Below are 24342 nucleotides of genomic sequence, written 5' to 3'. Positions count from 1 at the left end.
GTAGAAAGTGAGGCAGCATTAGAATGAAAGCAACTGGAATCGTACGTCGAATTGATGATTTAGGCAGGGTAGTAATCCCGAAGGAAATTCGTAGAACTTTACGTATTCGAGAAGGAGACCCACTAGAAATATTTGTTGATCGCGATGGAGAAGTAATTTTGAAGAAATATTCTCCGATTAGTGAATTAGGGGATTTTGCAAAAGAATATACGGAAGCTTTATACGATAGCTTAGGACATAATGTGCTTGTATGTGATCGTGATTCTATTATCGCAGTAGCAGGCATATCTAAAAAAGAATACTTAAATAAAAGTGTTGGCGATTTAATTGAGAAGACAATGGAAGAGCGTAAGTCTGTAATTATGACGGACGAAAGCGAAATTTCAATTATTGATGGAGTAACAGAAAAAGTTAGCTCCTATACAATTGGCCCGATTGTTGCGAATGGGGATCCAATTGGAGCTGTTATTATCTTCTCTAAAGAGGCTATTATAAGTGAAGTAGAGCATAAGTCAGTAAATACAGCAGCGAGCTTCTTAGCGAAGCAAATGGAGCAGTAAAGATATATAATTTTAGAAGTTGCAATCTTTCCTAATTATGATATTTCTTTTGAAAAATCAATTATTTGGAGATATAGGTATATTGAATGAAGGTAGCGCTTTGCTACCTTTTTTCGTTGAACATTTTTAGTTTTGTAAGAACTCTTTATTACTCGTGGGTGTAAGGGAGCCTGTTTTTTCTTTGTGATATAATACGAGAGGTGAGAATAGAAAAAGGAGTTTTCTTGTATGGAAGCGAAGAAGTATCAAGCCTTTTGGCGTGGGGCTATTATATTAACGATCGCAAGTTTTATTACAAAAGTATTAAGCGCTTTTTACCGTATTCCATATCAAAACATAGCGGGAGATGTTGGTTTTTATATTTACCAACAAATTTATCCGTTTTATGGATTTTGTTTAATTTTAGCTACTTATGGATTCCCTATTATAATTTCAAAAATGGTTGCAGAAAGATTAGAAAGAGGAAAACAAAAAGAAGCAGAAGAAATAATTTGTGTATCTTTTTGGTTTTTATTAGGAATTGGCTTTATAGGATTTTTCACATTGTTCTTTGGTGCCGAAACGATTGCATCGGCTATGGGTGATGTACACTTATATAAGTTATTACGTGTTATTTCATTTTCATTCATATTAATGCCATTCTTATCCGTAGCGAGAGGATATTTTCAAGGATTTAATAATATGATGCCGACGGCTGTTTCACAAGTAATCGAACAAACGATTCGTGTATCTATTATTGTCTTTTTATCACTATTCCTTATTGCTCACGGATTTGATCTATATACAGTCGGTGCAGGTGCTATGTTAGGTTCGATTGCAGGCGGGCTTATTGGGATTATCGTACTTTTACTTTATATGCGTCATGATTTTCGCGCCATTTTCTTTAAAAGCTTGAAGAGAGTTGGGGGAAAAAGAAGAATTGTTAAAATCCTTTTTTGGCAAGGAATAGCTATTTGTGTTAGTAATTTAGTCCTTATTTTTATACAAATGGCAGATTCGGTTTCCTTCTATACTTTACTCATTGGGGCAGGGGAACAGGCTGAAAGTGCAAAGGTACTAAAAGGTGTTTATGACAGAAGTATCCCTCTCATGCAATTAGGTACTGTCGTGACAACTTCTTTCTCATTGTCACTTATTCCGATTATTACAGCGGCAAAGGAAAGAGGAGATCTTGCTTTTATTCAAGAAAAGGTAAAGTTAGCGATGAAAATAACACTTGTTATTGGATTTGCAGCAGCCATCGGATTAACTTGTATTATTCAGCCTACAAATATTATGTTATTTGAGAATAGTGATGGGTCAGATGTGTTATCGATTTTATCTTTATCTATTTTATTTAGTTCATTGTCAATTACAACTGCTTCTATTTTACAAGGGCTGGGACAAACATTAAAACCAGCAATATTCGTTGTATTTGGAGGTTGTTTGAAGTTAGTTTTAAACTATATGTTAATGCCGCATTTTGGAGTTAAAGGAGCTGCGATTGCAACTTTAATTGCGCTTGTTGTAATTGCCTTGTTAAATAGTGTATTACTTATGCAATCTGTATCGGGGTCGCTTATTGATAAGCAGAAGATGTTCGGTATAGTTATTAGTGGTATCGGTATGGGATTTGTATTAATAATGTTTATTCGTGTGTTACAAATGTCTGGGTTAGTAATTGATGGGAATCATAGAGGAATCGCGACATTTGAAGCGTTGTTAGGTGTAGCTATTGGCGGATTGACATACATGTTTTTAATTTTAAAATTACGTGTATTTACAAAAGAAGAATTAGGATCCGTTATGAAAAAAGAGAAAAAAGAAGGTTCATTGAAGAAGAGTGGATAGAGGTGACAGGTTGTGAGTGGAATCATTACTATTTTAGGATTAGGTGCTGGTGAATTAGATCAGCTAACGATGGGCGTATACCGAAAGATAAAAGTAGCAGACCATATGTTTGTTAGAACGAAGGAGCACCCGGTTATAGAAGAGTTGGAGAAAGAAGGTATAAAATATACGGCTTTCGACAATATATATGAAGCGCATGATACATTTGAAATTGTATATGAAACAATTGCGAATACATTGCTAGAACAAGCTGAAGGTGCAGAAATTATTTATGCTGTTCCAGGTCATCCGCTAGTAGCAGAAAGAACAGTTCAGCTACTTTTAGAAAAAGGAGAAGTAGCAAATGTTGAAGTGCGAATTGAAGGTGGACAAAGTTTCCTTGATCCAATGTTCGCAAGTTTAAAAATCGATCCGATTGAAGGATTCCAATTAATTGATGCTACATCATTTGAAAGAGGGCAATTAGAATTACGTCAACATTTAATCTTTTGCCAAGTGTATGATGCGTTCGTTGCTTCAGATGTGAAGTTAACATTAATGGAAATATTGCCAGATGATTATGAAGTGTATATCGTAACAGCTGCAGGAACTTCGTTTGAACAAGTCAAAAAGGTACCGTTGTACATGTTAGATCATGAAACAGAATTGAATAATTTAACGAGTGTGTATGTACCACCAGTTCAGGAACGTGCATCCTTGTATCAACAGTTTGATGTACTGAGAGAAATTATTGCAGACCTTCGTGGACCGAATGGTTGTCCGTGGGATAAAAAGCAAACACATCAATCTTTAAAGAAGTATTTAATTGAGGAAGCTTATGAAGTATTGGAAGCAATTGATGAAGAGGACGATGATCACTTAGTAGAAGAGCTAGGTGATATATTATTACAAGTCATGCTTCATGCCCAAATTGGAGAGGATGAAGGTTGGTTCTCCATCGATGATATTATTCGAACTTTATCGGAGAAAATGGTTCGTCGTCATCCACATGTGTTTGGAAATGTAGATGTAAATAATGCTGAAGAAGTGATTGTGAATTGGGAAGAAATTAAAAAACAAGAAAAGGGATTCGTAAAAGAATCTGTTTTAACTGGAATTCCAAAAAGTTTGCCGCAATTAATGCGTGCCTATGAAATTCAGAAGAAAGCTGGAAAGGTTGGATTTGATTGGGTTGATGTACAGCCAATGATAGAGAAAGCCCTAGAAGAATGGCAAGAATTCCAGCAAGAAGTTATAAATATGGATGAGGAAAAGATGCTAGGTGAATTTGGCGATTTACTATTTGCATTTGTTAACATAGCTCGTCATTATAAATTAGATCCAGAAGAAGCATTACGTTCAACTAATGAGAAATTTATGAGGCGTTTTTTATACATGGAAGCAAAAGTAGCTGAAATGAATAAAGAAATGCAAGATCTGTCATTAGAACAGTTGGATGTTTTATGGGAAGAGGCAAAGCAAACAGAGCGTTAATAGGGGGATTTGATATGCGTCTAGATAAATTTTTGAAAGTGTCACGTTTAATTAAAAGAAGAACATTAGCAAAAGAAGTATCTGATCAAGGAAGAATATCTATCAATGGTCAAGTCGCAAAAGCGAGTTCAGATGTGAAAGTGGCTGATGAATTAACAATTCGTTTCGGTCAAAAAATAGTAACGGTGAAAGTAAATGAATTGAAAGAAACAACAAAAAAAGAAGATGCAGCAAATATGTATAGCCTAGTTCGCGAAGAAAAAGTAAAAGCAGAAGAGGGCTTGTTCTAAAATCTGCTATCCCTTCATACATTACTATTAGCTAGTATAAAGCTATGGGGGGATTTTCGTGAATAATGGTTACTCACCTATGTCTTCTAATCAACAAAATGTTTCTGTAGAGCATGATATTATTATGCGTGGTAGGCGTGTGATCGATATTACTGGTGTAAAACAAGTAGAGAGTTTTGATAGCGAAGAATTTTTACTCGAGACTGTCATGGGTTTTTTAACAATTCGTGGACAAAATTTGCAAATGAAGAATTTAGATGTGGAAAAAGGTGTTGTATCGATTAAAGGTAAGGTTCATGAGATGTTGTATATTGATGAGAATCAAGGGGAGAAAACTAAAGGCTTCTTTAGTAAGTTGTTTAAATGAGTCTAACAATTCAGTTGTATACAATGCTTTCGATGATCGGAATGGGTGCTTGGATTGGAGCATCATTAGATACATACCAACGTTTTTTAAAGCGTCAGGAACGTAAACGTTGGCTTGTATTTATACATGATATACTATTTTGGGTTGTCCAAGCATTATTCGTTTTTTATGTATTACTTCTCGTAAATGAAGCTGAACTACGTATATATGTATTTTTGGCATTATTATGTGGTTTTGCGGCATATCAAAGCTTATTGAAAGCACTATACATGAGGTTGTTAAATTTTCTCATCTATATTTTTGTGCAAACAACACATTTTTTTGTTCGAATTATACAGCTACTCATGATAAAACCTGTTATTATTATAGCGCAGCTATTTATTGCATTTATATTATTCTTATTTCGTATACTGCTTTCAATTGGACATGTGTTATGGAAAATGGTGATTTGGATATTACTTTTCATATGGAAAGTTTTTTTCTGGCCTGTTCGATTTATTGCTTTGCTCATATGGAAACTTCTCCCTAATCGTGTTAAACTTTTTATAATGAAACATGTAGGGTTCCTGCAATATATAGCAAAATTGAAGGGACACATCTTCCAACTATGGGAGCGTATAAAAAAGAAGTTAGGGGGACCTCGGAAATGAGGGAACTGAGACAAAGAACAATCGAAAAACAGAGTCCAAATCCTGTTAAAGAGCATATAATACAAACGGATGAGAACAGGAAGCGACTTTATCGCCGTTTAGCGGTTTTTCTTGTCTTTGCTTTTACAATTATTGCGAGTATTAGTGTAACTTTTTATCAACAAAACAGTTCCATTAAAGCAAAAGAAGCAAAAGTTAAGGACATGAAAAAAGAACTAGATTCATTAACGAATAAAGAAAAAAGTCTAAAAGACGAAGTTCAAAAGTTAAATGATGAAGAGTACGTATTAAAGATTGCTAGAAGGGATTATTTCTTCTCCGGAAAAGGGGAGATAATTTTTCCTGTTTCTAAGTAGAGTATGTCTTATTGACACTATATTTTAGGATTATATATAATAAAGTAAAATTTGACTTTTTAATCACTAAGGAGGAGCATTTTTTTTATGTCAATCGAGGTAGGCAGCAAGTTACAGGGTAAAGTAACAGGTATTACAAATTTTGGGGCTTTTGTGGAGCTGCCAGAAGGCTTAACGGGTCTTGTTCATATTAGTGAAGTTGCTGATAATTATGTGAAAGATATTAACGATCACTTAAAAGTGGGCGACCAAGTAGAAGTAAAAGTTATTAATGTTGAAAAAGATGGGAAAATTGGTCTATCTATTAAAAAAGCGAAAGAACGTGAAAAAACAGAAGGAGATCGTCCACGCGGTGAATACCAACGCGGTGGTGATCAACAACGTTCTGGACGTCCACAACGTAATAATCGCTCTTTCAACAGAGATAATCGCGGTGGCGGTAACGACCGAGCTCCAAAAGAAACATTTGAGCAAAAGATGGCACGCTTCTTAAAGGATAGCGAAGATCGTTTAACTTCTTTAAAGCGTAACACAGAGTCTAAACGTGGTGGCCGTGGCGCACGTCGCGGATAATAAGAACGTTTAGTTTTTAACATATAGAGAGGTACCCAGAGTGATGGCTCAGGGTGCTTTTTTATATGTGAAAATATATTTTTTAAAAAAGTTTTTGAGATGTGTTGACTTTAAATGATATCTGATGTAAGATACTAATTGTCCGTTAAATAAGACGACATGGCGGTGTAGCTCAGCTGGCTAGAGCGTACGGTTCATACCCGTGAGGTCGGGGGTTCGATTCCCTCCGCCGCTATATTTAATTTAACGGCCCGTTGGTCAAGTGGTTAAGACACCGCCCTTTCACGGCGGTAACACGGGTTCGAATCCCGTACGGGTCATCTAAAAAGATCATGCAAACTTGCATGATCTTTTTTTGTTAAATAAAAAAGTAAGACATACAATACTTCTACAAAATCACCTTAAATTTTCTGAATCTTCAATATAATAAAGAGAGATAAATTACATACTATGTATATATGTAGAGTTATTTCGAATAAAAAGTCGAACGATTATAAAAGTGAAAACTGTTGTTTTGACAAAAATCCCAATAAGCATCTTTTATAATGACAGTAATTAAACTATGCAGGTGGTGTTAAAAATATGCCTAAAGCAGGAAGGAATACTATGAATACAAGTGCATTGGCAATGAATGAAAGTCAGCTTGGAGGAATAAAGTGGACGAGTAAGTTGCGAATGAAGTTTGAACAAGTTTTCTTTAGATGGGGATTTATTATTGTTGTTATTGGTTTTCTTTTGGGAAGAGCATATATATTAACAAACATTTTACCGTTTGCATTACCGTTTTTCGCTGCCGTTTATGTTATGAAGCGAGATAAAATGCCGCTCGCATTCCTAGCTTTAATGGGAGGAGCACTTTCAGTTTCGATAGATAATTTATTTTTTACTTTCGCGTCTATCTTTACTTTCTTCATTTATAATATCTTCTTTAGTCGGTTTACACGTAAAACTGTTGGACTTGTACCATTCCAAGTATTTATCTCCGCATTAACCGCACATTTAGTTGTTGTATATTTTGCACAGCAAACTATCACCATGTACGATTTGCTCGTTAGTACGATTGAAGCGGGGCTTAGTTTCGTATTAACGATGATATTTTTACAAAGTGTTCCGCTCTTAGTAGAAAGGAAAGGGAAACAACAAGCATTAGAGACAGAAGAAATTGTTTGTTTAATTATATTACTAGCATCTGTTTTAACAGGTACGACGGATTGGTTTGTATATGACGCTTCTATTCAACATATTTTCACTAGATATTTAGTGTTAGTATTTGCCTTCATCGCCGGCGCTGCTACAGGATCCACAGTGGGGGTTGTCACCGGCTTAATATTAAGTTTAGCGAATGTGTCCAGTTTGTCTCAGCTTAGCCTTCTTGCTTTTTCTGGATTGCTTGGAGGGTTATTGAAAGAAGGGAAGCGTCTAGGCGTTAGTTTAGGTTTGTTAATTGGGACAAGCTTAATTACATTATATGTAGATAAGCAAACGAACATTGTAACAACTTTAATTGAATCAGGTGTGGCAATTGTTTTCTTTTTATTAACACCGAAACTTGTTCTGGATCGCATTGCTAAATTTATGCCGGGAACACAAGAGCATTCACAAGATCAACAACAATATTTAAGAAGAATGCGCGATGTTACAGCGAACAAAATTAATCAATTTGCAAATGTGTTTGCGGCTTTATCTAATAGCTTTTCTGTATATGGTTATGTGGAGGAGGAAGATAAAGAAACAGAGGCAGATTTATTTTTAAGTACAATTACTGCGAAAACATGTCAAACGTGCTTTAAAAAGGATCAATGCTGGGTGGTTAATTTCGACAAAACGTATGATTATATGAAACAAATAATGAGTGAAACGGAAGAAGGAACACTGCAGCATAATCGGAAGTTAGTTCGTGAATGGGACAAGCATTGTGTGAGAGGTAAGAAAGTAACAGATTTAGTAGCCGGTGAATTAGATCACTTTTATGAGGGACAAAAATTACGAAAACAAATGAAAGAAAATCGCAGAATAGTAGCGGAGCAATTATTAGGCGTATCAAAAGTTATGGAGGATTTCGCACAGGAAATACAAAGAGAGCGAGAAAATCATCAAGTACAGGAAGAACAAATTTTGCAAGCGTTTCGTGATTTTGGCGTCGAAGTGGAGCATGTTGATATTTATTGTTTAGATAGAGGGAGCATTGATATTGAGATGTTAATTCCGGCTGCATCTAATGAGCATGGTGAGTGCGAAAAATTAGTTGCGCCGATGCTTTCGGATATTCTAAAAGAAAATATTGTCGTTAAACATGAAGAAAAGTCTTCTTATCCAAATGGTCACAGTTTAATATCATTTGGTTCAGCAAAGACGTATTCTCTTGATACGGGATTGGCTACAGCTGCAAAAGGCGGTGGGTTTGTTTCGGGTGATTCTTATGCGATGATGGATTTGAGTGTGGGTAAGTATGCACTTGCGATTAGTGACGGTATGGGAAATGGGCAACGAGCTCATATGGAGAGTAAGGAAACGGTAAAATTATTACAAAAAATACTTCAATCAGGTATTGATGAGGAAATAGCAATTAAATCGATCAATTCAATTCTTTCTTTAAGAACGACAGAAGAGATGTTTACAACGCTGGATTTGGCGATGGTAGATTTACGGGATGCGAATGCGAAATTTTTAAAGATCGGATCGACGCCGAGTTTTGTTAAACGCGCAAATAATATTTTGAAAATTGAAGCAAGTAATTTGCCAATGGGGATCATTGAAGATGTTGAGGTTGATGTAGTGGGTGAGCAATTAAAAACGGGCGATATTCTTATTATGATGAGCGATGGTATTTTTGAAGGAGCGCAGCATGTGGAGAACCATGAATTATGGATGAAACGAAAAATTAAGGAACTGCAAACCGAGGACCCGCAAGAAATTGCTGATATCATTATGGAAGAAGTGATTCGTTCTTGTGATGGTTATATAAATGACGATATGACAATTGTTGTGGCGAAAGTAAAGAAGAATATGCCGAAGTGGGCTACGATTCCAATTGTAGGAATGCAGGCGCAATAAAGTAAAACTTTAATCAGTGGGGGTTCTTCATCCCCGCAGATAAAAAGCCCGTGCCAATCGGGCTTTTTATCTGCTACTGATTCATATAGTCTATTCTGAAAAACCTAGGCGAATTCCTAGGTTTTTTTGCTTTAAAAGGTAATGTTATTATTTTTTTGAATATGTGCGGAGGATGTAAGATAAAAATGTAATTTTTGTATATCTTTTTTTTGCACAATGTTTGTAAAAGTTGTACCATTATAGACAAGGTAACTAACGTTGCTGTTCTTGTTTAATGAAAGGTGATTACGAAGTTGAAAGATACATTTGTTGAAAAGGTAGATGACTTTGTAAAGCAGCATGATGTATTAAAGGAACGTTCAACAATTGTTGTAGGAGTTTCGGGTGGCCCTGACTCTTTAGCTCTTCTATATTATTTGTTAGAAAAAAGGGCAGAAAAACAGTTGGAAATTGTAGTAGCGCATGTGGATCATATGTTTAGAGGCGATGAATCTCATGAGGATTTACAGTTTGTGCAGGATCTTTGTAAAGGACTGGGAGTTATTTGCGAAACGATAAGGGTTAACGTGTCGCAATATCAACAGCAATACGGAATGAATGCGCAGGTTGCTGCTAGAGAATGCAGATATGCATTTTTGGAAAGAATAATGAAGAAATATGATGCGAGATATGTAGCTCTTGGGCATCATGGAGATGATCAAGTAGAAACGATTTTAATGCGCCTTGTACGAGGGAGTACTCCGAAAGGGTATGCAGGAATTGCAGTGAAGCGTCCTTTTCATAATGGATATTTAATTAGGCCCTTACTTGGAGTAACGAAGGAAGAAATTGTTAAATACTGTAATGAGCTAAATTTAATTCCCCGTATAGATCCGAGTAATAAAAAGGAAGTATATACAAGGAATCGATTACGTAAATATGTCCTTCCTCATTTGAAAGAAGAAAATCCACAAGTGCATGAGAAATTTCAAAAATTTAGCGTGCAGATGCAAGAGGATGAGGCTTATTTGCAGGAATTAGCTTTTGAGAAAATGAATAAAGTAATTACAAAAAAAAGTGATAAACAAATTAGCTTATCAATTCCTGCCTTTGAATCCATGTCTATGCCTTTACAAAGAAGAGGGATTCAACTAATATTAAACTATCTTTATGAATATAAGATTCCATCTTCTCTTTCCTCTATACATATTGACAAAGTGATTGAGTTTTTTAAGCGGACACAACCTTCGGGTTCACTTGATTTCCCAGGTGATTTAAAAATTGTTCGCACATACGAGGAGTGTAGCTTTGGATTTAAACAAGAAATTGTTTCTCCTTTTTCGCAAGATTTATCAGTACCCGGGACAATTACGCTATCGAACGGGGATGAACTTGTAATAGAGGTGAGCGAAGATATACCAAGTAACATGAATGAAACAGTATTTGTTGCTAAGTATAATGATATATCATACCCACTTCGTATTCGTTCTAGGGAAAATGGAGATCGCATGTCAATACAAGGTATGAATGGCACAAAAAAGATAAAAACTATTTTTATCGAAGCAAAAGTACCAAGAGAAAAAAGAGAAGCATGGCCGGTCGTTTGTGATGCAAGTGGGAATATTATTTGGATACCCTTGTTGAAGCGATCTGCATTTGCTGTTTCGAAAGAGATGGCAAAGAAGGATAAATATATGATTATTCACTACAAAAGCAAGGAGTCTTCCGGGAGGATAATGAAATGATGAATCAAGATATCGAAAAAGTATTAATTTCTGAAGAACAAATACAAGAAAAGGTGCGCGAATTAGGTGCAATTATTGCAGAGGATTATAAAAACACAGTACCTCTTGCAATTGGTGTATTAAAAGGCGCAATGCCATTCATGGCAGATTTATTAAAGAGAACAGATACATATCTTGAAATGGATTTTATGGCTGTATCTAGTTACGGTCACTCTACTGTTTCAACAGGCGAAGTGAAAATTTTAAAAGATCTTGATACTTCTGTAGAAGGTCGCGATATTTTAATCGTTGAGGATATTATTGATAGCGGTCTTACGCTAAGTTACTTAGTGGACCTATTTAAATATCGTAAAGCGAAGTCTGTAAAAATTGTTACGTTATTAGACAAACCAACAGGCCGCAAGGTAGATTTGAAAGCGGATTATGTTGGATTTACTGTCCCACATGAATTTGTTGTAGGATATGGATTAGATTATAAAGAGCAGTACCGTAATCTTCCTTATGTAGGAGTATTAAAACCAAGCGTTTACTCAAATTAATTAAATACAGGCGTTACAATTGTATAGGAAAGTTTTTCTATGTTACGATTTACAATAGTGTTTATGCCGTGAGAGGAGGTTAGGAATGAATCGTATCTTCCGTAATACCATCTTTTATTTACTGATATTCCTAGTAGTAATTGGAATCGTGAGCTATTTTAATGGTTCAACGCAAAAAACGACATCAGTTAGCTACGATAAATTCATTACTAAACTAGAAAAAGGTGAAGTGCGCAATGTGCAACTTCAACCGAAAAATGGTGTGTTTGAGGTAAAAGGACAATTTAATACTTCTAGCCAAGGAGAACAATTTGTTACTTATGCACCAAATACTGAGGAATTACAAAAGAAAATTAATGATAAAGCGCAAGGTGCTGAAGTTAAGTATCAACCAGCAGAAGAAACAAGTGCTTGGGTAACCTTCTTTACTTCTATCATTCCGTTTGTCATTATCTTCATTTTATTCTTCTTCTTATTAAACCAAGCTCAGGGCGGGGGTAGCCGTGTTATGAACTTCGGGAAAAGTAAGGCGAAGTTATATAATGACGAAAAGAAAAAAGTTCGTTTCAGAGATGTTGCTGGAGCGGATGAAGAGAAACAAGAGCTTGTTGAGGTAGTTGAATTCTTGAAAGATCCTCGTAAGTTTGCTGAAGTTGGTGCCCGTATTCCTAAGGGTGTTCTGTTAGTGGGACCTCCAGGTACAGGTAAAACTTTATTAGCACGTGCTGTTGCAGGTGAAGCTGGCGTTCCATTCTTCTCTATCAGTGGTTCTGACTTCGTAGAGATGTTTGTCGGTGTCGGTGCATCCCGTGTACGTGATTTATTCGAAAATGCAAAGAAAAATGCTCCTTGTATCATTTTCATTGATGAAATTGATGCAGTAGGACGTCAACGTGGCGCAGGTCTTGGTGGTGGCCATGATGAGCGTGAGCAAACGCTGAACCAATTACTTGTTGAAATGGATGGATTCGGTGCAAACGAAGGTATTATTATCATCGCTGCAACAAACCGTCCCGATATTCTTGATCCAGCATTATTACGTCCAGGTCGTTTTGATCGTCAAATTACAGTAGATCGTCCAGATGTAAATGGTCGTGAAGCTGTACTTAAAGTACATGCTCGTAATAAACCGCTTGATGATCATATCAACTTAAGAGCAATTGCAACTCGTACACCAGGGTTCTCTGGTGCCGATCTTGAAAATTTATTAAACGAAGCTGCTTTAGTAGCTGCGCGTCAAGATAAGAAGAAAATTGATATGAGTGACATTGATGAAGCGACGGATCGTGTTATTGCAGGTCCAGCTAAGAAAAGTCGTGTTATCTCTGAAAAAGAACGTAATATCGTTGCATTCCATGAAGCTGGTCATACTGTAATTGGTGTTGTCCTTGATGAAGCAGATATCGTTCATAAAGTAACAATTGTCCCTCGTGGTCAAGCTGGTGGATATGCAGTAATGCTTCCGAAAGAAGATCGTTACTTCATGACAAAACCAGAGTTACTTGATAAAATCACTGGTTTACTTGGTGGTCGAGTAGCTGAAGAGATTGTGTTTGGTGAAGCAAGCACAGGTGCTCACAACGACTTCCAACGTGCGACTGGTATTGCAAGACGTATGGTTACGGAGTTCGGTATGAGTGATAAGCTTGGACCGATGCAATTCGGTAGCTCGCAAGGTGGTCAAGTGTTCTTAGGAAGAGACTTCCATTCAGAACAAAACTACAGTGATGCAATTGCACATGAAATCGATGTGGAAATGCAAACGATTATAAAAGAATGTTATGCCCGCGCGAAACAAATTCTTACTGAAAAACGTGATAAGCTAGATATTATTGCGAAAACGTTACTTGAAGTAGAAACGTTAGATGCAGAGCAAATCAATCATTTATATGATTACGGCAGATTGCCAGAGCGTCCAACATCTTCAGATGATGTAAAAGTAAACATCAATATGAAGAAGGACGATGAAGACGTAGAAGATAAGTAAGAGATAAAGGAGTGACAATTGTCACTCCTTTTTTATTTGTAGAAAAATAATAAGTTGGAAAAATTTTTAATAAAATTAGTATTAAAAATTGAAATAGAGAGTAATCTTTTTGTAAAATGATGAGGATAGAAAAGCTGATTATATAAGTATGTGTGATATGATGTTTTTATAAGTTTTATACATACTACATAAATATAGATTAAATAAGATAAGTGGTGAGAATATGATTTTTGTATTGGATGTAGGGAACACAAATGCTGTACTAGGCGTATTTCAAGATGGGGAGCTTCGTCAGCATTGGCGTATGGAAACAGATCGTCACAAGACGGAAGATGAATATGGAATGCTTGTAAAGCAGTTACTTGAGCATGAGGGTCTTTCATTTGAAGATGTGAAAGGTATTATTGTGTCTTCAGTTGTACCACCAATTATGTTTGCTTTAGAGCGCATGTGTGAAAAGTATTTTAAAATTAAACCGCTTGTAGTAGGGCCCGGGATAAAAACAGGGCTAAATATTAAATATGAAAATCCGCGTGAAGTAGGCGCAGACCGAATTGTAAATGCAGTAGCGGGAATCCATTTATATGGAAGTCCGCTTATTATTGTCGATTTCGGTACGGCTACTACATATTGTTATATTAACGAAGAGAAGCATTACATGGGTGGAGTTATTACACCGGGAATTATGATTTCAGCGGAAGCCTTATATAGTAGAGCGGCAAAACTTCCTCGTATTGAAATTACAAAACCAAGTAGTGTTATTGGGAAGAATACAGTAAGTGCGATGCAATCTGGTATTCTTTACGGATATGTTGGACAAGTGGAAGGTATTGTTAAGCGTATGAAAGAGGAAGCTAAACAGGAACCAAAAGTTATTGCAACAGGTGGATTAGCGAAATTAATTTCAGAAGAATCAAATGTAATTGATATCGTAGATCCGTTTTTAACGTTAAAAGGTTTGTATATGTTATATGAACGTAATGCAAATTTACAGTATGAGAAAGGTGAATAAATAAGTATGAAAGATTATTTAGTAAAAGCTTTAGCATTTGATGGAGAAGTACGTGCGTATAGTGTGCGTACAACAAATACAGTAAGTGAAGCGCAAAGACGTCACGACACGTGGAGAACTGCTTCAGCAGCGCTTGGTCGTTCTTTAACTGCGGGTACAATGATGGGTGCGATGTTAAAAGGTGATCAGAAGTTAACAATTAAGGTAGAGGGTAACGGTCCGATTGGTCCAATCTTAGTGGATGCTCATGCAAATGGGGATGTACGTGGTTATGTAACGAACCCGCATGTTGATTTTGAAGGAACAGAACAAGGAAAACTACGTGTATATCAAGCGGTGGGAACAGAAGGATTTGTAACTGTAATTAAAGATATTGGTATGCGCGAGCCGTTTATTGGTCAATCTCCAATTGTTTCAGGTGAATTAGGAGAAGACTTCACGTACTATTTTGCAGTTTCTGAACAGACGCCTTCTTCTGTTGGTGTTGGTGTTCTTGTAAATGGAGATGACAGCGTATTAGCGGCGGGTGGATTTATCCTTCAAATTATGCCGGGCGCACAGGAAGAAACAATTTCATTCATTGAAGATCGTTTGCAAAAAATCCCTCCTGTATCAACATTGATCGAACAAGGTCTTTCTCCAGAAGAGCTACTATATGCAGTTCTTGGGGAAGATAAAGTAAAAGTATTAGAAACTATGGATGTTCAATTTAATTGCACTTGCTCACGTGAACGTATTGAGAGTGTGTTAATTAGTTTAGGTAAAACAGAATTAGAGCAAATTCGTGAAGAAGAAGAAGAGACGGAAGTGCACTGTCATTTCTGTAATGAACGATATAAATTCTCTAAAGAAGATATTACAAGCATAATTGTGAACTTGTAATAAGGAAGTTTGGGTGGAGAATTGTTCGTTCGGATAGATTGACAAACAGGGAATTTTCTGACAAAATCTAAATATAGATAAAACCAATAAAAATACTCGGTGTTAGGAGTGACAGGAATGCGAGTGGCACAATCAGTTTCAGAATTAATCGGGAAAACGCCGATCGTTAAGTTGAACCGCATCGTAGAATCAGACAGCGCAGATGTATACTTAAAATTAGAATTTATGAATCCTGGGAGCAGTGTTAAAGATCGTATTGCATTAGCTATGATTGAAGATGCTGAAAAGAAAGGATTATTAAAAGAAGGCGATACAATCATTGAGCCAACAAGTGGTAACACAGGAATTGGTTTAGCGATGGTAGCGGCCGCTAAAGGATATAAGGCGATTTTAGTAATGCCAGAAACAATGAGTATTGAGCGTCGTAATTTATTACGTGCTTACGGTGCTGAATTAGTATTGACTCCAGGTCCTGAAGGAATGGGTGGGGCAATTCGTAAAGCGACTGAATTAGCGAAAGAGCATGGCTACTTTATACCGCAACAGTTCCAAAATCAATCAAATCCAGAAATTCATCGTTTAACAACAGGTCCAGAAATTGTTGAACAAATGGGTGATCAATTAGATGCGTTTATTGCAGGTATTGGTACAGGTGGAACAATTACTGGTGCTGGTGAAGTGCTGAAGGAAGCGTATAAAGATATTAAAATTTATGCGGTAGAACCTGCGGACTCACCAGTATTATCTGGTGGGAAGCCGGGTCCACATAAAATCCAAGGAATTGGGGCGGGATTCATCCCAGAGACATTGGATGTAAAGGTATATGATGAAATTATTCAAGTAAAAACAGAGCAAGCGTTTGAATATGCGAGAAGAGTGGCTAAAGAGGAAGGTATTTTAGTTGGTATCTCTTCAGGAGCAGTTATTTATGCAGCGACAGAAGTTGCGAAAAAATTAGGTAAAGGGAAAAAAGTACTTGTTATTATTCCAAGTAACGGTGAACGTTATTTAAGTACACCACTTTATCAATTTGAATCATAATTGAATGTGATTGAAAAGCATCCTTGAAAAAGGATGCTTTTTTCTTTTTGGATTGGAAATAGGAAAAGAGTGATTGACTAGAAAACTTCATGTAAAATAAGAGGTAGTATAATTAATTTATTTTCACTAACCTTCGAGTATAATCATTTTCTATATAAAGAGCTTATGTAGTTTGAGGTGGTTAATCTAAGAGGGTGGGATAAAAGAAGACGGGGTGTTGATATGCAACGAAGAAAATCTTTAGCGCTTTCTATTCCATATCAGTTAGATTTCTTTAAGCAATATAAATTTCTTTCTCAGGATAAGCCGCAACATATTTTGCTAGAAAGCGGACGTGGCGGTCGTTATAACATAGTGGGGTTAAACCCAGTAGCGGTAATCCAAGGGAAGGGTGAAACGTTACATATAAGCGAAAGTGGTAAGGAAACAATAAAGCAAGGGAATCCATTAGATTTAATGCAAGAATATATGGAAAAATGGAAAACAGACTACAATCCAGAGTACCCGCCGTTTCAAGGTGGTGCGATTGGCTACTTTAGTTATGATTGTATCCGTTATATCGAAAAACTCCCTTCTCTTGCAGAGGATGATCTGAATATACCCGATATATTCTTTTTATTATTTGACGATGTGTTCGTCTATGATCAAGAAGAAAAAGTATTGTGGATTATTACACATTATGCAGATAAGCATGCAGAGGCGGAAGAACGATTACATGAATGGAAGAATCTTTGGGCGGCAGAAGTGCCTGAAGTGACTATGCCGTTTGAACGTCCTGAAAAGAAAAATGAAGCGGTTGCTTTTACAGAAGAAGGCTTTATGAAGGCTGTTGAACGTATTCAAGAATATATTGGAAATGGTGATGTGTTTCAAGTAAACTTGTCGACAAGGCAAGAAAGAACTTTACAAACGCATCCGCTAGAAATTTATACAAGTCTTCGTAAAATTAATCCATCTCCATATATGGGATACTTGGAGCTTGGGGATTTTCAAATTGTTAGTGCTTCGCCTGAATTGCTAATTAAAAAACAAGGGCAAGAAGTAAGCACAAGACCAATTGCTGGTACAAGATCCCGCGGTACGAATGAACAAGAGGATGAAGAATTAGCGAGGGAATTAATTGAGAACGAAAAGGAACGAGCGGAGCATGTAATGCTTGTAGATTTAGAACGAAATGATTTAGGGCGCGTTTGTAAATATGGCACTGTAGAAGTAGATGAATTTATGGTAATTGAAAAGTACTCACATGTTATGCATATCGTTTCTAATGTGCGTGGTGAGGTGGAAGAAGATAAGGATGCTTTCGATTTAGTGAAAGCTGTATTCCCTGGTGGAACAATTACTGGTGCCCCGAAAATACGTACGATGGAAATTATTGAAGAATTAGAACCTGTTCGCCGAGGGATTTATACAGGTTCAATTGGTTGGATTGGTTATTCTGGAGATACGGAATTGAATATTGTAATTAGAACGCTTCTTGCTAAAGATGGGCAAGCGCATGTGCAAGCAGGAGCGGGAATTGTAATTGATTCAAATCCGAAAAATGAATATAAAGAGTCGTTAAAAAAGGCAATTGCTTTATGGCGTGCAAAAGAAAGTAGCGAAGAAACGGTTAGGTGAGAGAAATGATATTAATGATTGATAATTATGATTCTTTTACATTTAATTTAGTGCAATTTCTTGGAGAACTTGGACAAGAGCTTGTTATTAAGCGTAATGATGAAGTGACTATTGCAGATATTGAGAATATGAAACCAGATTTCTTAATGATTTCACCAGGTCCATGTAGTCCGAATGAAGCGGGAATTAGTATGGAAGCTATTAAATACTTTGCAGGAAAGCTTCCGATTTTTGGAGTTTGTCTTGGGCATCAATCTATTGCGCAAGTCTTTGGTGGAGAAGTTGTTCGAGCAGAGCGATTAATGCATGGGAAAACGTCGCCTATGCATCATGATGGAAAGACGATTTTCTCGGACATTCCTAATCCATTTACTGCAACGCGTTATCATTCCCTTATTGTGAAGAAAGAGACGTTACCTGATTGCTTAGAGGTAACATCTTGGACAGAGGAAGGGGAAATTATGGCGCTTCGTCATACAACATTACCGATTGAAGGTGTGCAGTTCCATCCGGAATCTATTATGACTTCTCATGGGAAAGAATTATTACAGAATTTCATTCGCAAATATAGTCCAAGCGTGGCATCATGTTAATTTACGTAAATGGTGAATATGTAGAAGCGAATGAAGCGAAAATTTCTCCTTATGACCATGGTTATTTATACGGACTTGGAGTTTTTGAGACGTTTCGTATTTATAATGGTCATCCTTTCTTGTTGGATGATCATTATAAACGTTTAATAGATGCGCTAGATACATTGCAAATCAAATGGACAATGACAAAAGATAATGTAATGCTTATTTTGAAAAATCTACTCGTTAAGAATGAATTGGAGCATGCGTATGTTCGTTTTAATGTATCGGCGGGTGTAGATGAAATAGGATTGCAAACCGAAATGTATGAAGAGCCGTCGGTTATTGTTTTTATAAAACCTTTACCAGCCCCAGGGGATATAGTGGAAAAAGAAGGGGTTGTTTTAAAACAAGTGCGAAATACACCAGAGGGTGCGTTTCGCTTGAAGTCCCATCATTATTTAAATAACATTTTAGGGAAACGTGAAATTGGAAATGTTGTGGATAAGGAAGGTATTTTCCTTACTGAAGCAGGTTATGTTGCAGAGGGTATTGTTTCGAATCTCTTTTTTGTGAAAGATAATGTTTTGTATACGCCTTCGCTAAAAACAGGGATTTTAAATGGTATCACTCGTGCATTTATTATAAAGGTTGCAGAGGAGCTTCGTATAGAAATAAAGGAAGGTTTCTTTACGAAAGATGAATTGCTTTCAGCAGATGAAGTTTTTGTAACGAATTCCATTCAAGAAATTGTTCCGCTTTATCATATAGAGGGACGAGATTTCCCGGGTAAAGTCGGAATGATTACAAAAAGGTTTATGCATCTTTATGAAATGCAGAGAGAGAAATTGTGGAGTAGAAATGAATTGCGAAGAGGAGATGTGTAATTTGAAGTGGGATTATGATTTGCGCTGCGGCGAATATACATTGAATTTAAATGAAAAGACATTAATTATGGGGATTTTAAATGTAACGCCAGATTCATTTTCTGATGGTGGGAGTTACAACGAAGTGGATGCTGCGGTGCGCCATGCGAAAGAAATGAAAGATGAAGGTGCTCATATTATTGATATTGGTGGTGAATCTACTCGCCCGGGTTTCGCTAAAGTTTCGGTGGAAGAAGAAATTAAACGAGTTGTTCCGATGATCCAGACGGTTTCGAAGGAAGTGAAATTGCCTATTTCTATCGATACGTATAAAGCAGAAGTTGCGAAACAAGCAATTGAGGCTGGTGCTCACATTATTAATGATATTTGGGGGGCGAAGGCGGAACCGAAAATTGCTGAAGTTGCAGCTCATTATGATGTACCTATCATCTTAATGCATAACCGTGACAATATGAGTTATCGTAATTTAATGGCGGATATGATTGCTGATTTGTATGACAGTATTAAAATTGCTAAAGCTGCTGGTGTACGAGATGAGAATATTATTTTAGACCCAGGTATTGGTTTTGCTAAGACGCCTGAACAAAACTTGGAAGCGATGCGTAATTTAGAACAGTTAAATGTACTAGGTTATCCAGTTCTTTTAGGCACTTCAAGAAAGTCCTTTATTGGACATGTACTAGATTTACCAGTAGAGGAACGTCTTGAGGGAACTGGAGCTACCGTTTGTCTCGGTATTGAAAAGGGCTGTGAATTTGTCCGTGTTCATGATGTGAAAGAAATGGCGCGTATGGCTAAAATGATGGATGCGATGATTGGTAAGGGGGTAAAGTAATTGGATAAAATTTATATCCATGATATGGAGTTTTACGGTTATCATGGTGTATTCCCAGAGGAAAATAAATTAGGTCAGAGGTTTAAAGTTGATTTAACGGTAGAATTGAATTTGAAACGTGCAGGAGAAAGTGATGAACTAGAGCATTCTGTCAATTATGGAGAGCTATTTGAATTGTGTAGGAAAGTTGTCGAAGATAGAACGTATAAGCTTGTAGAGAGCATCGCTGAAAATATCGCTACAAATATATTGAAACAATATGAGAGTATTTCACGATGTACAATTAAGGTAATTAAACCAGATCCGCCGATACCGGGGCATTATCGCGCTGTAGCGGTAGAAATTACGAGAGAACGTTCATGAATAATATAGCGTACATTGCATTAGGTTCAAATATTGGAGAGCGTTATACGTATTTAACTGAAGCGATTCAGTTTTTAAATAAAAGTCAGTATATCCAAGTTGATGATGTTTCATCAGTGTATGAAACTGATCCAGTTGGCTATACTGACCAAAGTTGCTTTTTAAATTTAGTTATAAAAATTTCTACCAATTTATCACCACAAGAATTATTGAAAGTAACGCAAAAAGTAGAGAATGACCTAGGAAGAAAAAGGGAAATTAGATGGGGACCGAGAACTATCGACCTTGACATCTTACTCTATAATCAAGAAAATATTGAAGCGGAGAATCTTATTATTCCGCATCCGCGGATGTTCGAAAGAGCTTTTGTTATCGTTCCGTTGTTAGAGATTAATCAAGATATAAAACAAGACATTTCACGTTCACAAGTAGAAGAAATGAAAAGGCGAGAGGGAGTAACGGTATGGAAGCAGAAAAATGGGGAAGACGCATTCGTGCTTTTCGAAAGCTGAAAGGCTATACACAAGAAGGTTTTGCTAAAGAATTAGGGGTATCTGTATCTGTTTTAGGTGAAGTTGAGAGAGGGAATCGATCGCCTTCCCAAGATTTTGTAGTAGAAGTTGCTAAAGCATTAAAGGTCTCGATAGATGAACTAATGCCAAAGTAATTATGAAGGAAGGAGTAAATCGAGTGTTAAAGATTGCAAATATTGAGATGAAAAATCCGGTTGTACTAGCACCGATGGCGGGAGTGTGTAACTCTGCATTCCGTTTAACAGTAAAAGAATTTGGTGCAGGCTTAGTTTGTGCTGAAATGGTAAGTGATAAGGCGATATTACTTAATAATAAGAGAACGTTAGATATGTTATATATCGACGAGAGAGAAAAGCCATTAAGTTTACAAATTTTTGGTGGAGAGAAAGAAACGCTTGTAGATGCTGCGAAATATGTAGATAAATATACGACAGCAGACATTATTGATATTAATATGGGTTGTCCAGTACCAAAAATCACTAAGTGTGATGCAGGAGCAAAATGGCTTTTAGATCCAAATAAAATATATGAAATGGTAGCGGCAGTTGTAGATGCTGTTGAAAAGCCAGTTACAGTTAAAATGCGTATTGGTTGGGATGAAGAACATATTTTCGCAATAGAAAATGCTAGAGCTGTTGAGCGTGCTGGTGGACAGGCAGTAGCAGTTCATGGACGTACACGAGTGCAAATGTATGAAGGAAAAGCAGATTGGGATATTATTAAACAAGTAAAGCAAGCTGTGAATATCCCGGTTATTGGAAATGGTGATGTTGAAACACCGCAAGATGCGAAGCGTATGCTTGATGAAATTGGTGTAGATGGTGTTATGATTGGCCGTGCTGCTCTTGGGGATCCGTGGATGATTTATCGTACGGTAAAGTATTTAGAGACGGGTGAATTAATGCCGGAACCAACAGTGCGCGAGAAAATTGATGTATGTATGTTGCATCTAGATCGTCTTATCGATTTAAAGAATGAAAATGTTGCTGTAAGAGAGATGAGAAAGCATGCGGCTTGGTATTTAAAAGGTGTTCGTGGTAATGCGAGTGTGCGTAATGGCATCAATACTTGCAACACACGTCAAGACCTTGCGAATGTATTAGGTGCATTTGTAGAAGAAGTAGAAGCGAAACAACAAACAATTTATGTTGGTTAATAAGGGAATGTAGAAGATTGACATTCTTCTACACACTTCCTATAATTACGTGAAAGAAAGAAGAACTGCCAGTTAGTTGCTGGCAGTTTTTCTAGTTGAGTAGAAAATGCTATACTGTATATATTGTAAAAATTAATAGAGCTGGAGTGATATCAATATCATGGATAACATGAACCACGAAGAATTAAACGACCAATTGCTTGTTCGTCGTGAAAAGCTACATAATTTACGTGAGCAAGGAATCGATCCGTTCGGTAAACGATTTGAACGCACAAATTCAACAACGGACTTAGTAAGTCTATATGGAGAATTCTCTAAAGAAGAATTAGAAGAGAAAGAAATCACTGTTTCTATCGCTGGTCGTATTATGACAAAACGCGGTAAAGGAAAAGCTGGATTCGCGCACATTCAAGATTTACACGGACAAGTTCAAATTTACGTTCGTAAAGATACTGTTGGAGATGAAGAGTACGAATTATTTACGACAGCAGATTTAGGTGACTTAGTAGGTATTGAAGGTAAAGTGTTCAAAACGAACGTTGGAGAACTTTCAGTAAAAGCAACAGGATTTACACTTTTAACGAAATCCCTTCGTCCATTACCGGATAAATACCATGGATTAAAAGATGTTGAACAACGTTACCGTCAACGTTACTTAGATTTAATTACAAGTATGGAAAGTCGTGAAACATTTGTTACTCGTAGTAAAATCATTCGTGAGATGAGAAGATATTTAGATGACAACGGTTATCTTGAAGTAGAAACGCCTATGATGCACGCGATTGCAGGTGGAGCATCTGCTCGTCCTTTCACAACGCACCATAATGCGTTAGATATGGAATTATATATGCGTATCGCAATTGAACTTCATTTAAAACGTCTTATTGTGGGTGGATTAGAAAAAGTTTATGAGATCGGCCGTGTATTCCGTAATGAGGGTGTATCAACTCGTCATAACCCTGAGTTTACGATGATTGAATTATATGAAGCATATGCTGATTATAATGATATTATGAAACTAACAGAAAATATGGTTGCTCATATTGCGAAAAAAGTATTGGGTACAACAACAATCCAATATGGTGATTATGAAATTAATCTAGAACCAGAATGGACACGTCTTCATATGGTAGATGCAATTAAGCAACACTCTGGAGCAGATTTCTGGAATCCAATGAGTGTAGAAGAAGCGCGTGAACTTGCAAAAGAACATAATGTAGAAATTAAGGATACAATGGAAGTTGGTCATATTATTAATGAGTTCTTCGAACAAAAAGTAGAAGATAAATTAATCCAACCAACATTTATTTATGGTCATCCGGTAGAAATTTCGCCACTTGCGAAAAAGAATGACGAGGATCCACGATTCACAGATCGTTTCGAGTTATTTATCGTTGCACGTGAACATGCAAATGCATTCACTGAGTTAAACGATCCAATCGATCAAAAAGAACGTTTTGAAGCTCAATTAAAAGAGCGCGAGCAAGGTAATGATGAAGCTCACATGATGGATGATGATTATATCGAAGCTCTTGAGTACGGTATGCCTCCTACGGGCGGATTAGGAATCGGTATTGATCGTTTAGTTATGTTATTAACAAATGCACCATCTATTCGCGATGTGCTATTATTCCCTGCTATGCGTCATAAGCAAGACTAAGCTTTGGAGATTTCTCCAAAGCTTTTTTTATTTTACTATGAGTGATTTGAAGGAAGTAGGTTTTGATAGGGATCGTTTAGAAATTATATTTATATAGAAGAAACATGCTATTTTTATGCTTTTTTACTAAGTTGAAAATTTTATTAGAAAAACTATTGCATTTTAATAAGCGAACTGGTATATTTATATTCGTTGCCACGAGAGGTAACAAAAGAAACAAACGAAAAACAACTTATTTTAAAAAAGTTGTTGACGAAAATATAACAAAATGTTATATTGATAAAGTCGCTTCTGAGCGACGAAGTAGTTCTTTGAAAACTGAACGAAACAAACAACGTGAAACGTCAATTTTTATTTTTAGATGCTAGACAAACTAAC

The 24342-nt window shown here is 36.6% G+C and carries 24 protein-coding genes and 2 tRNA genes; all 26 read left to right on the top strand.

Going from position 1 to position 24342, the window contains the following annotated elements; translation table 11 throughout:
• Nucleotides 1-23: 23 nt before the first annotated feature.
• Nucleotides 24-560, top strand: a complete 537-nt coding sequence (gene spoVT / locus JDS95_RS26545) for a stage V sporulation protein T (protein WP_000648310.1) — start codon at nucleotides 24-26, stop codon at nucleotides 558-560.
• A 228-nt stretch (nucleotides 561-788) separates the two neighbouring features.
• Nucleotides 789-2390 (top strand): putative polysaccharide biosynthesis protein, encoded by a 1602-nt coding sequence (locus JDS95_RS26540; RefSeq protein ID WP_085451296.1) that lies wholly within the window; start codon nucleotides 789-791, stop codon nucleotides 2388-2390.
• Between the two features lie 12 nt (nucleotides 2391-2402).
• Complete coding sequence (gene yabN, locus JDS95_RS26535) at nucleotides 2403-3863, top strand: bifunctional methyltransferase/pyrophosphohydrolase YabN (RefSeq protein WP_085451295.1); 1461 nt, start codon at nucleotides 2403-2405, stop codon at nucleotides 3861-3863.
• Nucleotides 3864-3877: 14 nt separating this feature from the next.
• Entirely contained in the window at nucleotides 3878-4153 is a 276-nt protein-coding gene (locus JDS95_RS26530; RefSeq protein WP_001234879.1) for an RNA-binding S4 domain-containing protein, read from the top strand.
• 58 nt (nucleotides 4154-4211) lie between these two features.
• Nucleotides 4212-4520, top strand: a complete 309-nt coding sequence (gene yabP / locus JDS95_RS26525; protein ID WP_001059101.1) for a sporulation protein YabP — start codon at nucleotides 4212-4214, stop codon at nucleotides 4518-4520.
• Nucleotides 4517-5170 (top strand): spore cortex biosynthesis protein YabQ, encoded by a 654-nt coding sequence (gene yabQ / locus JDS95_RS26520; protein ID WP_000059779.1) that lies wholly within the window; start codon nucleotides 4517-4519, stop codon nucleotides 5168-5170. Before yabP ends, yabQ begins: the two co-directional genes overlap by 4 nt.
• Entirely contained in the window at nucleotides 5167-5526 is a 360-nt protein-coding gene (divIC, locus tag JDS95_RS26515; RefSeq protein ID WP_001208736.1) for a cell division protein DivIC, read from the top strand. Before yabQ ends, divIC begins: the two co-directional genes overlap by 4 nt.
• Nucleotides 5527-5613: 87 nt before the next feature.
• A complete protein-coding gene (locus tag JDS95_RS26510; RefSeq protein ID WP_000021451.1) occupies nucleotides 5614-6099 on the top strand; it encodes a S1 domain-containing RNA-binding protein in 486 nt (161 codons plus the stop codon).
• 161 nt (nucleotides 6100-6260) lie between these two features.
• Nucleotides 6261-6334 (top strand) — tRNA-Met (locus tag JDS95_RS26505).
• Between the two features lie 13 nt (nucleotides 6335-6347).
• Nucleotides 6348-6419 (top strand) — tRNA-Glu (locus JDS95_RS26500).
• A 262-nt stretch (nucleotides 6420-6681) separates the two neighbouring features.
• Nucleotides 6682-9153, top strand: a complete 2472-nt coding sequence (gene spoIIE / locus JDS95_RS26495; RefSeq protein ID WP_001123547.1) for a stage II sporulation protein E — start codon at nucleotides 6682-6684, stop codon at nucleotides 9151-9153.
• Nucleotides 9154-9446: 293 nt separating this feature from the next.
• On the top strand, nucleotides 9447-10877 hold the full coding sequence (tilS, locus tag JDS95_RS26490; protein ID WP_085451294.1) for a tRNA lysidine(34) synthetase TilS: 1431 nt from the start codon (nucleotides 9447-9449) through the stop codon (nucleotides 10875-10877).
• Nucleotides 10874-11416, top strand: a complete 543-nt coding sequence (gene hpt, locus JDS95_RS26485; protein ID WP_000981842.1) for a hypoxanthine phosphoribosyltransferase — start codon at nucleotides 10874-10876, stop codon at nucleotides 11414-11416. The genes tilS and hpt overlap by 4 nt, the downstream gene beginning before the upstream one ends.
• Before the next feature lie 85 nt (nucleotides 11417-11501).
• Nucleotides 11502-13403 carry an ATP-dependent zinc metalloprotease FtsH gene (gene ftsH, locus JDS95_RS26480; RefSeq protein ID WP_001079666.1) on the top strand — a complete coding sequence of 634 codons (1902 nt, stop codon included), beginning with the start codon at nucleotides 11502-11504 and terminating at the stop codon, nucleotides 13401-13403.
• Nucleotides 13404-13626: 223 nt separating this feature from the next.
• On the top strand, nucleotides 13627-14415 hold the full coding sequence (locus JDS95_RS26475) for a type III pantothenate kinase (protein ID WP_000578374.1): 789 nt from the start codon (nucleotides 13627-13629) through the stop codon (nucleotides 14413-14415).
• A gap of 6 nt (nucleotides 14416-14421) precedes the next feature.
• A complete protein-coding gene (gene hslO, locus JDS95_RS26470; RefSeq protein ID WP_000656368.1) occupies nucleotides 14422-15297 on the top strand; it encodes a redox-regulated molecular chaperone HslO in 876 nt (291 codons plus the stop codon).
• Nucleotides 15298-15414: 117 nt separating this feature from the next.
• Nucleotides 15415-16338, top strand: coding sequence for a cysteine synthase A (gene cysK / locus JDS95_RS26465; protein WP_001261721.1), 924 nt, complete (start codon nucleotides 15415-15417; stop codon nucleotides 16336-16338).
• Between the two features lie 222 nt (nucleotides 16339-16560).
• Entirely contained in the window at nucleotides 16561-17958 is a 1398-nt protein-coding gene (gene pabB, locus JDS95_RS26460; RefSeq protein ID WP_085451293.1) for an aminodeoxychorismate synthase component I, read from the top strand.
• Between the two features lie 5 nt (nucleotides 17959-17963).
• Nucleotides 17964-18551, top strand: a complete 588-nt coding sequence (gene pabA / locus JDS95_RS26455) for an aminodeoxychorismate/anthranilate synthase component II (protein WP_000602280.1) — start codon at nucleotides 17964-17966, stop codon at nucleotides 18549-18551.
• On the top strand, nucleotides 18545-19417 hold the full coding sequence (gene pabC, locus JDS95_RS26450; protein WP_085451292.1) for an aminodeoxychorismate lyase: 873 nt from the start codon (nucleotides 18545-18547) through the stop codon (nucleotides 19415-19417). Before pabA ends, pabC begins: the two co-directional genes overlap by 7 nt.
• Nucleotides 19392-20252 carry a dihydropteroate synthase gene (folP, locus tag JDS95_RS26445; RefSeq protein WP_033660253.1) on the top strand — a complete coding sequence of 287 codons (861 nt, stop codon included), beginning with the start codon at nucleotides 19392-19394 and terminating at the stop codon, nucleotides 20250-20252. The genes pabC and folP overlap by 26 nt, the downstream gene beginning before the upstream one ends.
• Nucleotides 20253-20615: a dihydroneopterin aldolase gene (folB, locus tag JDS95_RS26440; protein ID WP_000358067.1), complete on the top strand. Its 363-nt coding sequence runs from the start codon at nucleotides 20253-20255 to the stop codon at nucleotides 20613-20615.
• Nucleotides 20612-21127 (top strand): 2-amino-4-hydroxy-6-hydroxymethyldihydropteridine diphosphokinase, encoded by a 516-nt coding sequence (folK, locus tag JDS95_RS26435; protein WP_085451290.1) that lies wholly within the window; start codon nucleotides 20612-20614, stop codon nucleotides 21125-21127. The genes folB and folK overlap by 4 nt, the downstream gene beginning before the upstream one ends.
• Nucleotides 21079-21282, top strand: coding sequence for a helix-turn-helix domain-containing protein (locus tag JDS95_RS26430; RefSeq protein ID WP_000387027.1), 204 nt, complete (start codon nucleotides 21079-21081; stop codon nucleotides 21280-21282). Before folK ends, JDS95_RS26430 begins: the two co-directional genes overlap by 49 nt.
• 23 nt (nucleotides 21283-21305) lie before the next feature.
• Complete coding sequence (gene dusB / locus JDS95_RS26425) at nucleotides 21306-22304, top strand: tRNA dihydrouridine synthase DusB (RefSeq protein WP_000912241.1); 999 nt, start codon at nucleotides 21306-21308, stop codon at nucleotides 22302-22304.
• Nucleotides 22305-22464: 160 nt separating this feature from the next.
• Nucleotides 22465-23964 (top strand): lysine--tRNA ligase, encoded by a 1500-nt coding sequence (gene lysS, locus JDS95_RS26420; protein ID WP_000369685.1) that lies wholly within the window; start codon nucleotides 22465-22467, stop codon nucleotides 23962-23964.
• The last annotated feature ends 378 nt before the right edge of the window (nucleotides 23965-24342 follow it).

This window comes from Bacillus cereus group sp. N24 (assembly GCF_016483345.1).
Lineage (GTDB): Bacteria > Bacillota > Bacilli > Bacillales > Bacillaceae_G > Bacillus_A > Bacillus_A toyonensis.
Note: the sequence above shows the minus strand (reverse complement) of the source record. Positions and strands in the feature narration are given on the sequence as shown.

Excerpts from the sequence above, each read along its gene's own strand:
- spoVT (WP_000648310.1), top strand. The coding sequence starts at position 24 with ATGAAAGCAACTGGAATCGTACGTCGAATTGATGATTTAGGCAGGGTA.
- JDS95_RS26475 (WP_000578374.1), top strand. The coding sequence starts at position 13,627 with ATGATTTTTGTATTGGATGTAGGGAACACAAATGCTGTACTAGGCGTA.
- yabQ (WP_000059779.1), top strand. The coding sequence starts at position 4,517 with ATGAGTCTAACAATTCAGTTGTATACAATGCTTTCGATGATCGGAATG.
- lysS (WP_000369685.1), top strand. The coding sequence starts at position 22,465 with ATGGATAACATGAACCACGAAGAATTAAACGACCAATTGCTTGTTCGT.
- spoIIE (WP_001123547.1), top strand. The coding sequence starts at position 6,682 with ATGCCTAAAGCAGGAAGGAATACTATGAATACAAGTGCATTGGCAATG.
- JDS95_RS26540 (WP_085451296.1), top strand. The coding sequence starts at position 789 with ATGGAAGCGAAGAAGTATCAAGCCTTTTGGCGTGGGGCTATTATATTA.
- divIC (WP_001208736.1), top strand. The coding sequence starts at position 5,167 with ATGAGGGAACTGAGACAAAGAACAATCGAAAAACAGAGTCCAAATCCT.
- JDS95_RS26430 (WP_000387027.1), top strand. The coding sequence starts at position 21,079 with ATGGAAGCAGAAAAATGGGGAAGACGCATTCGTGCTTTTCGAAAGCTG.
- pabC (WP_085451292.1), top strand. The coding sequence starts at position 18,545 with ATGTTAATTTACGTAAATGGTGAATATGTAGAAGCGAATGAAGCGAAA.
- pabA (WP_000602280.1), top strand. The coding sequence starts at position 17,964 with ATGATATTAATGATTGATAATTATGATTCTTTTACATTTAATTTAGTG.
- folP (WP_033660253.1), top strand. The coding sequence starts at position 19,392 with ATGAATTGCGAAGAGGAGATGTGTAATTTGAAGTGGGATTATGATTTG.
- cysK (WP_001261721.1), top strand. The coding sequence starts at position 15,415 with ATGCGAGTGGCACAATCAGTTTCAGAATTAATCGGGAAAACGCCGATC.
- pabB (WP_085451293.1), top strand. The coding sequence starts at position 16,561 with ATGCAACGAAGAAAATCTTTAGCGCTTTCTATTCCATATCAGTTAGAT.
- folK (WP_085451290.1), top strand. The coding sequence starts at position 20,612 with ATGAATAATATAGCGTACATTGCATTAGGTTCAAATATTGGAGAGCGT.
- hslO (WP_000656368.1), top strand. The coding sequence starts at position 14,422 with ATGAAAGATTATTTAGTAAAAGCTTTAGCATTTGATGGAGAAGTACGT.
- JDS95_RS26510 (WP_000021451.1), top strand. The coding sequence starts at position 5,614 with ATGTCAATCGAGGTAGGCAGCAAGTTACAGGGTAAAGTAACAGGTATT.
- JDS95_RS26530 (WP_001234879.1), top strand. The coding sequence starts at position 3,878 with ATGCGTCTAGATAAATTTTTGAAAGTGTCACGTTTAATTAAAAGAAGA.
- ftsH (WP_001079666.1), top strand. The coding sequence starts at position 11,502 with ATGAATCGTATCTTCCGTAATACCATCTTTTATTTACTGATATTCCTA.
- hpt (WP_000981842.1), top strand. The coding sequence starts at position 10,874 with ATGATGAATCAAGATATCGAAAAAGTATTAATTTCTGAAGAACAAATA.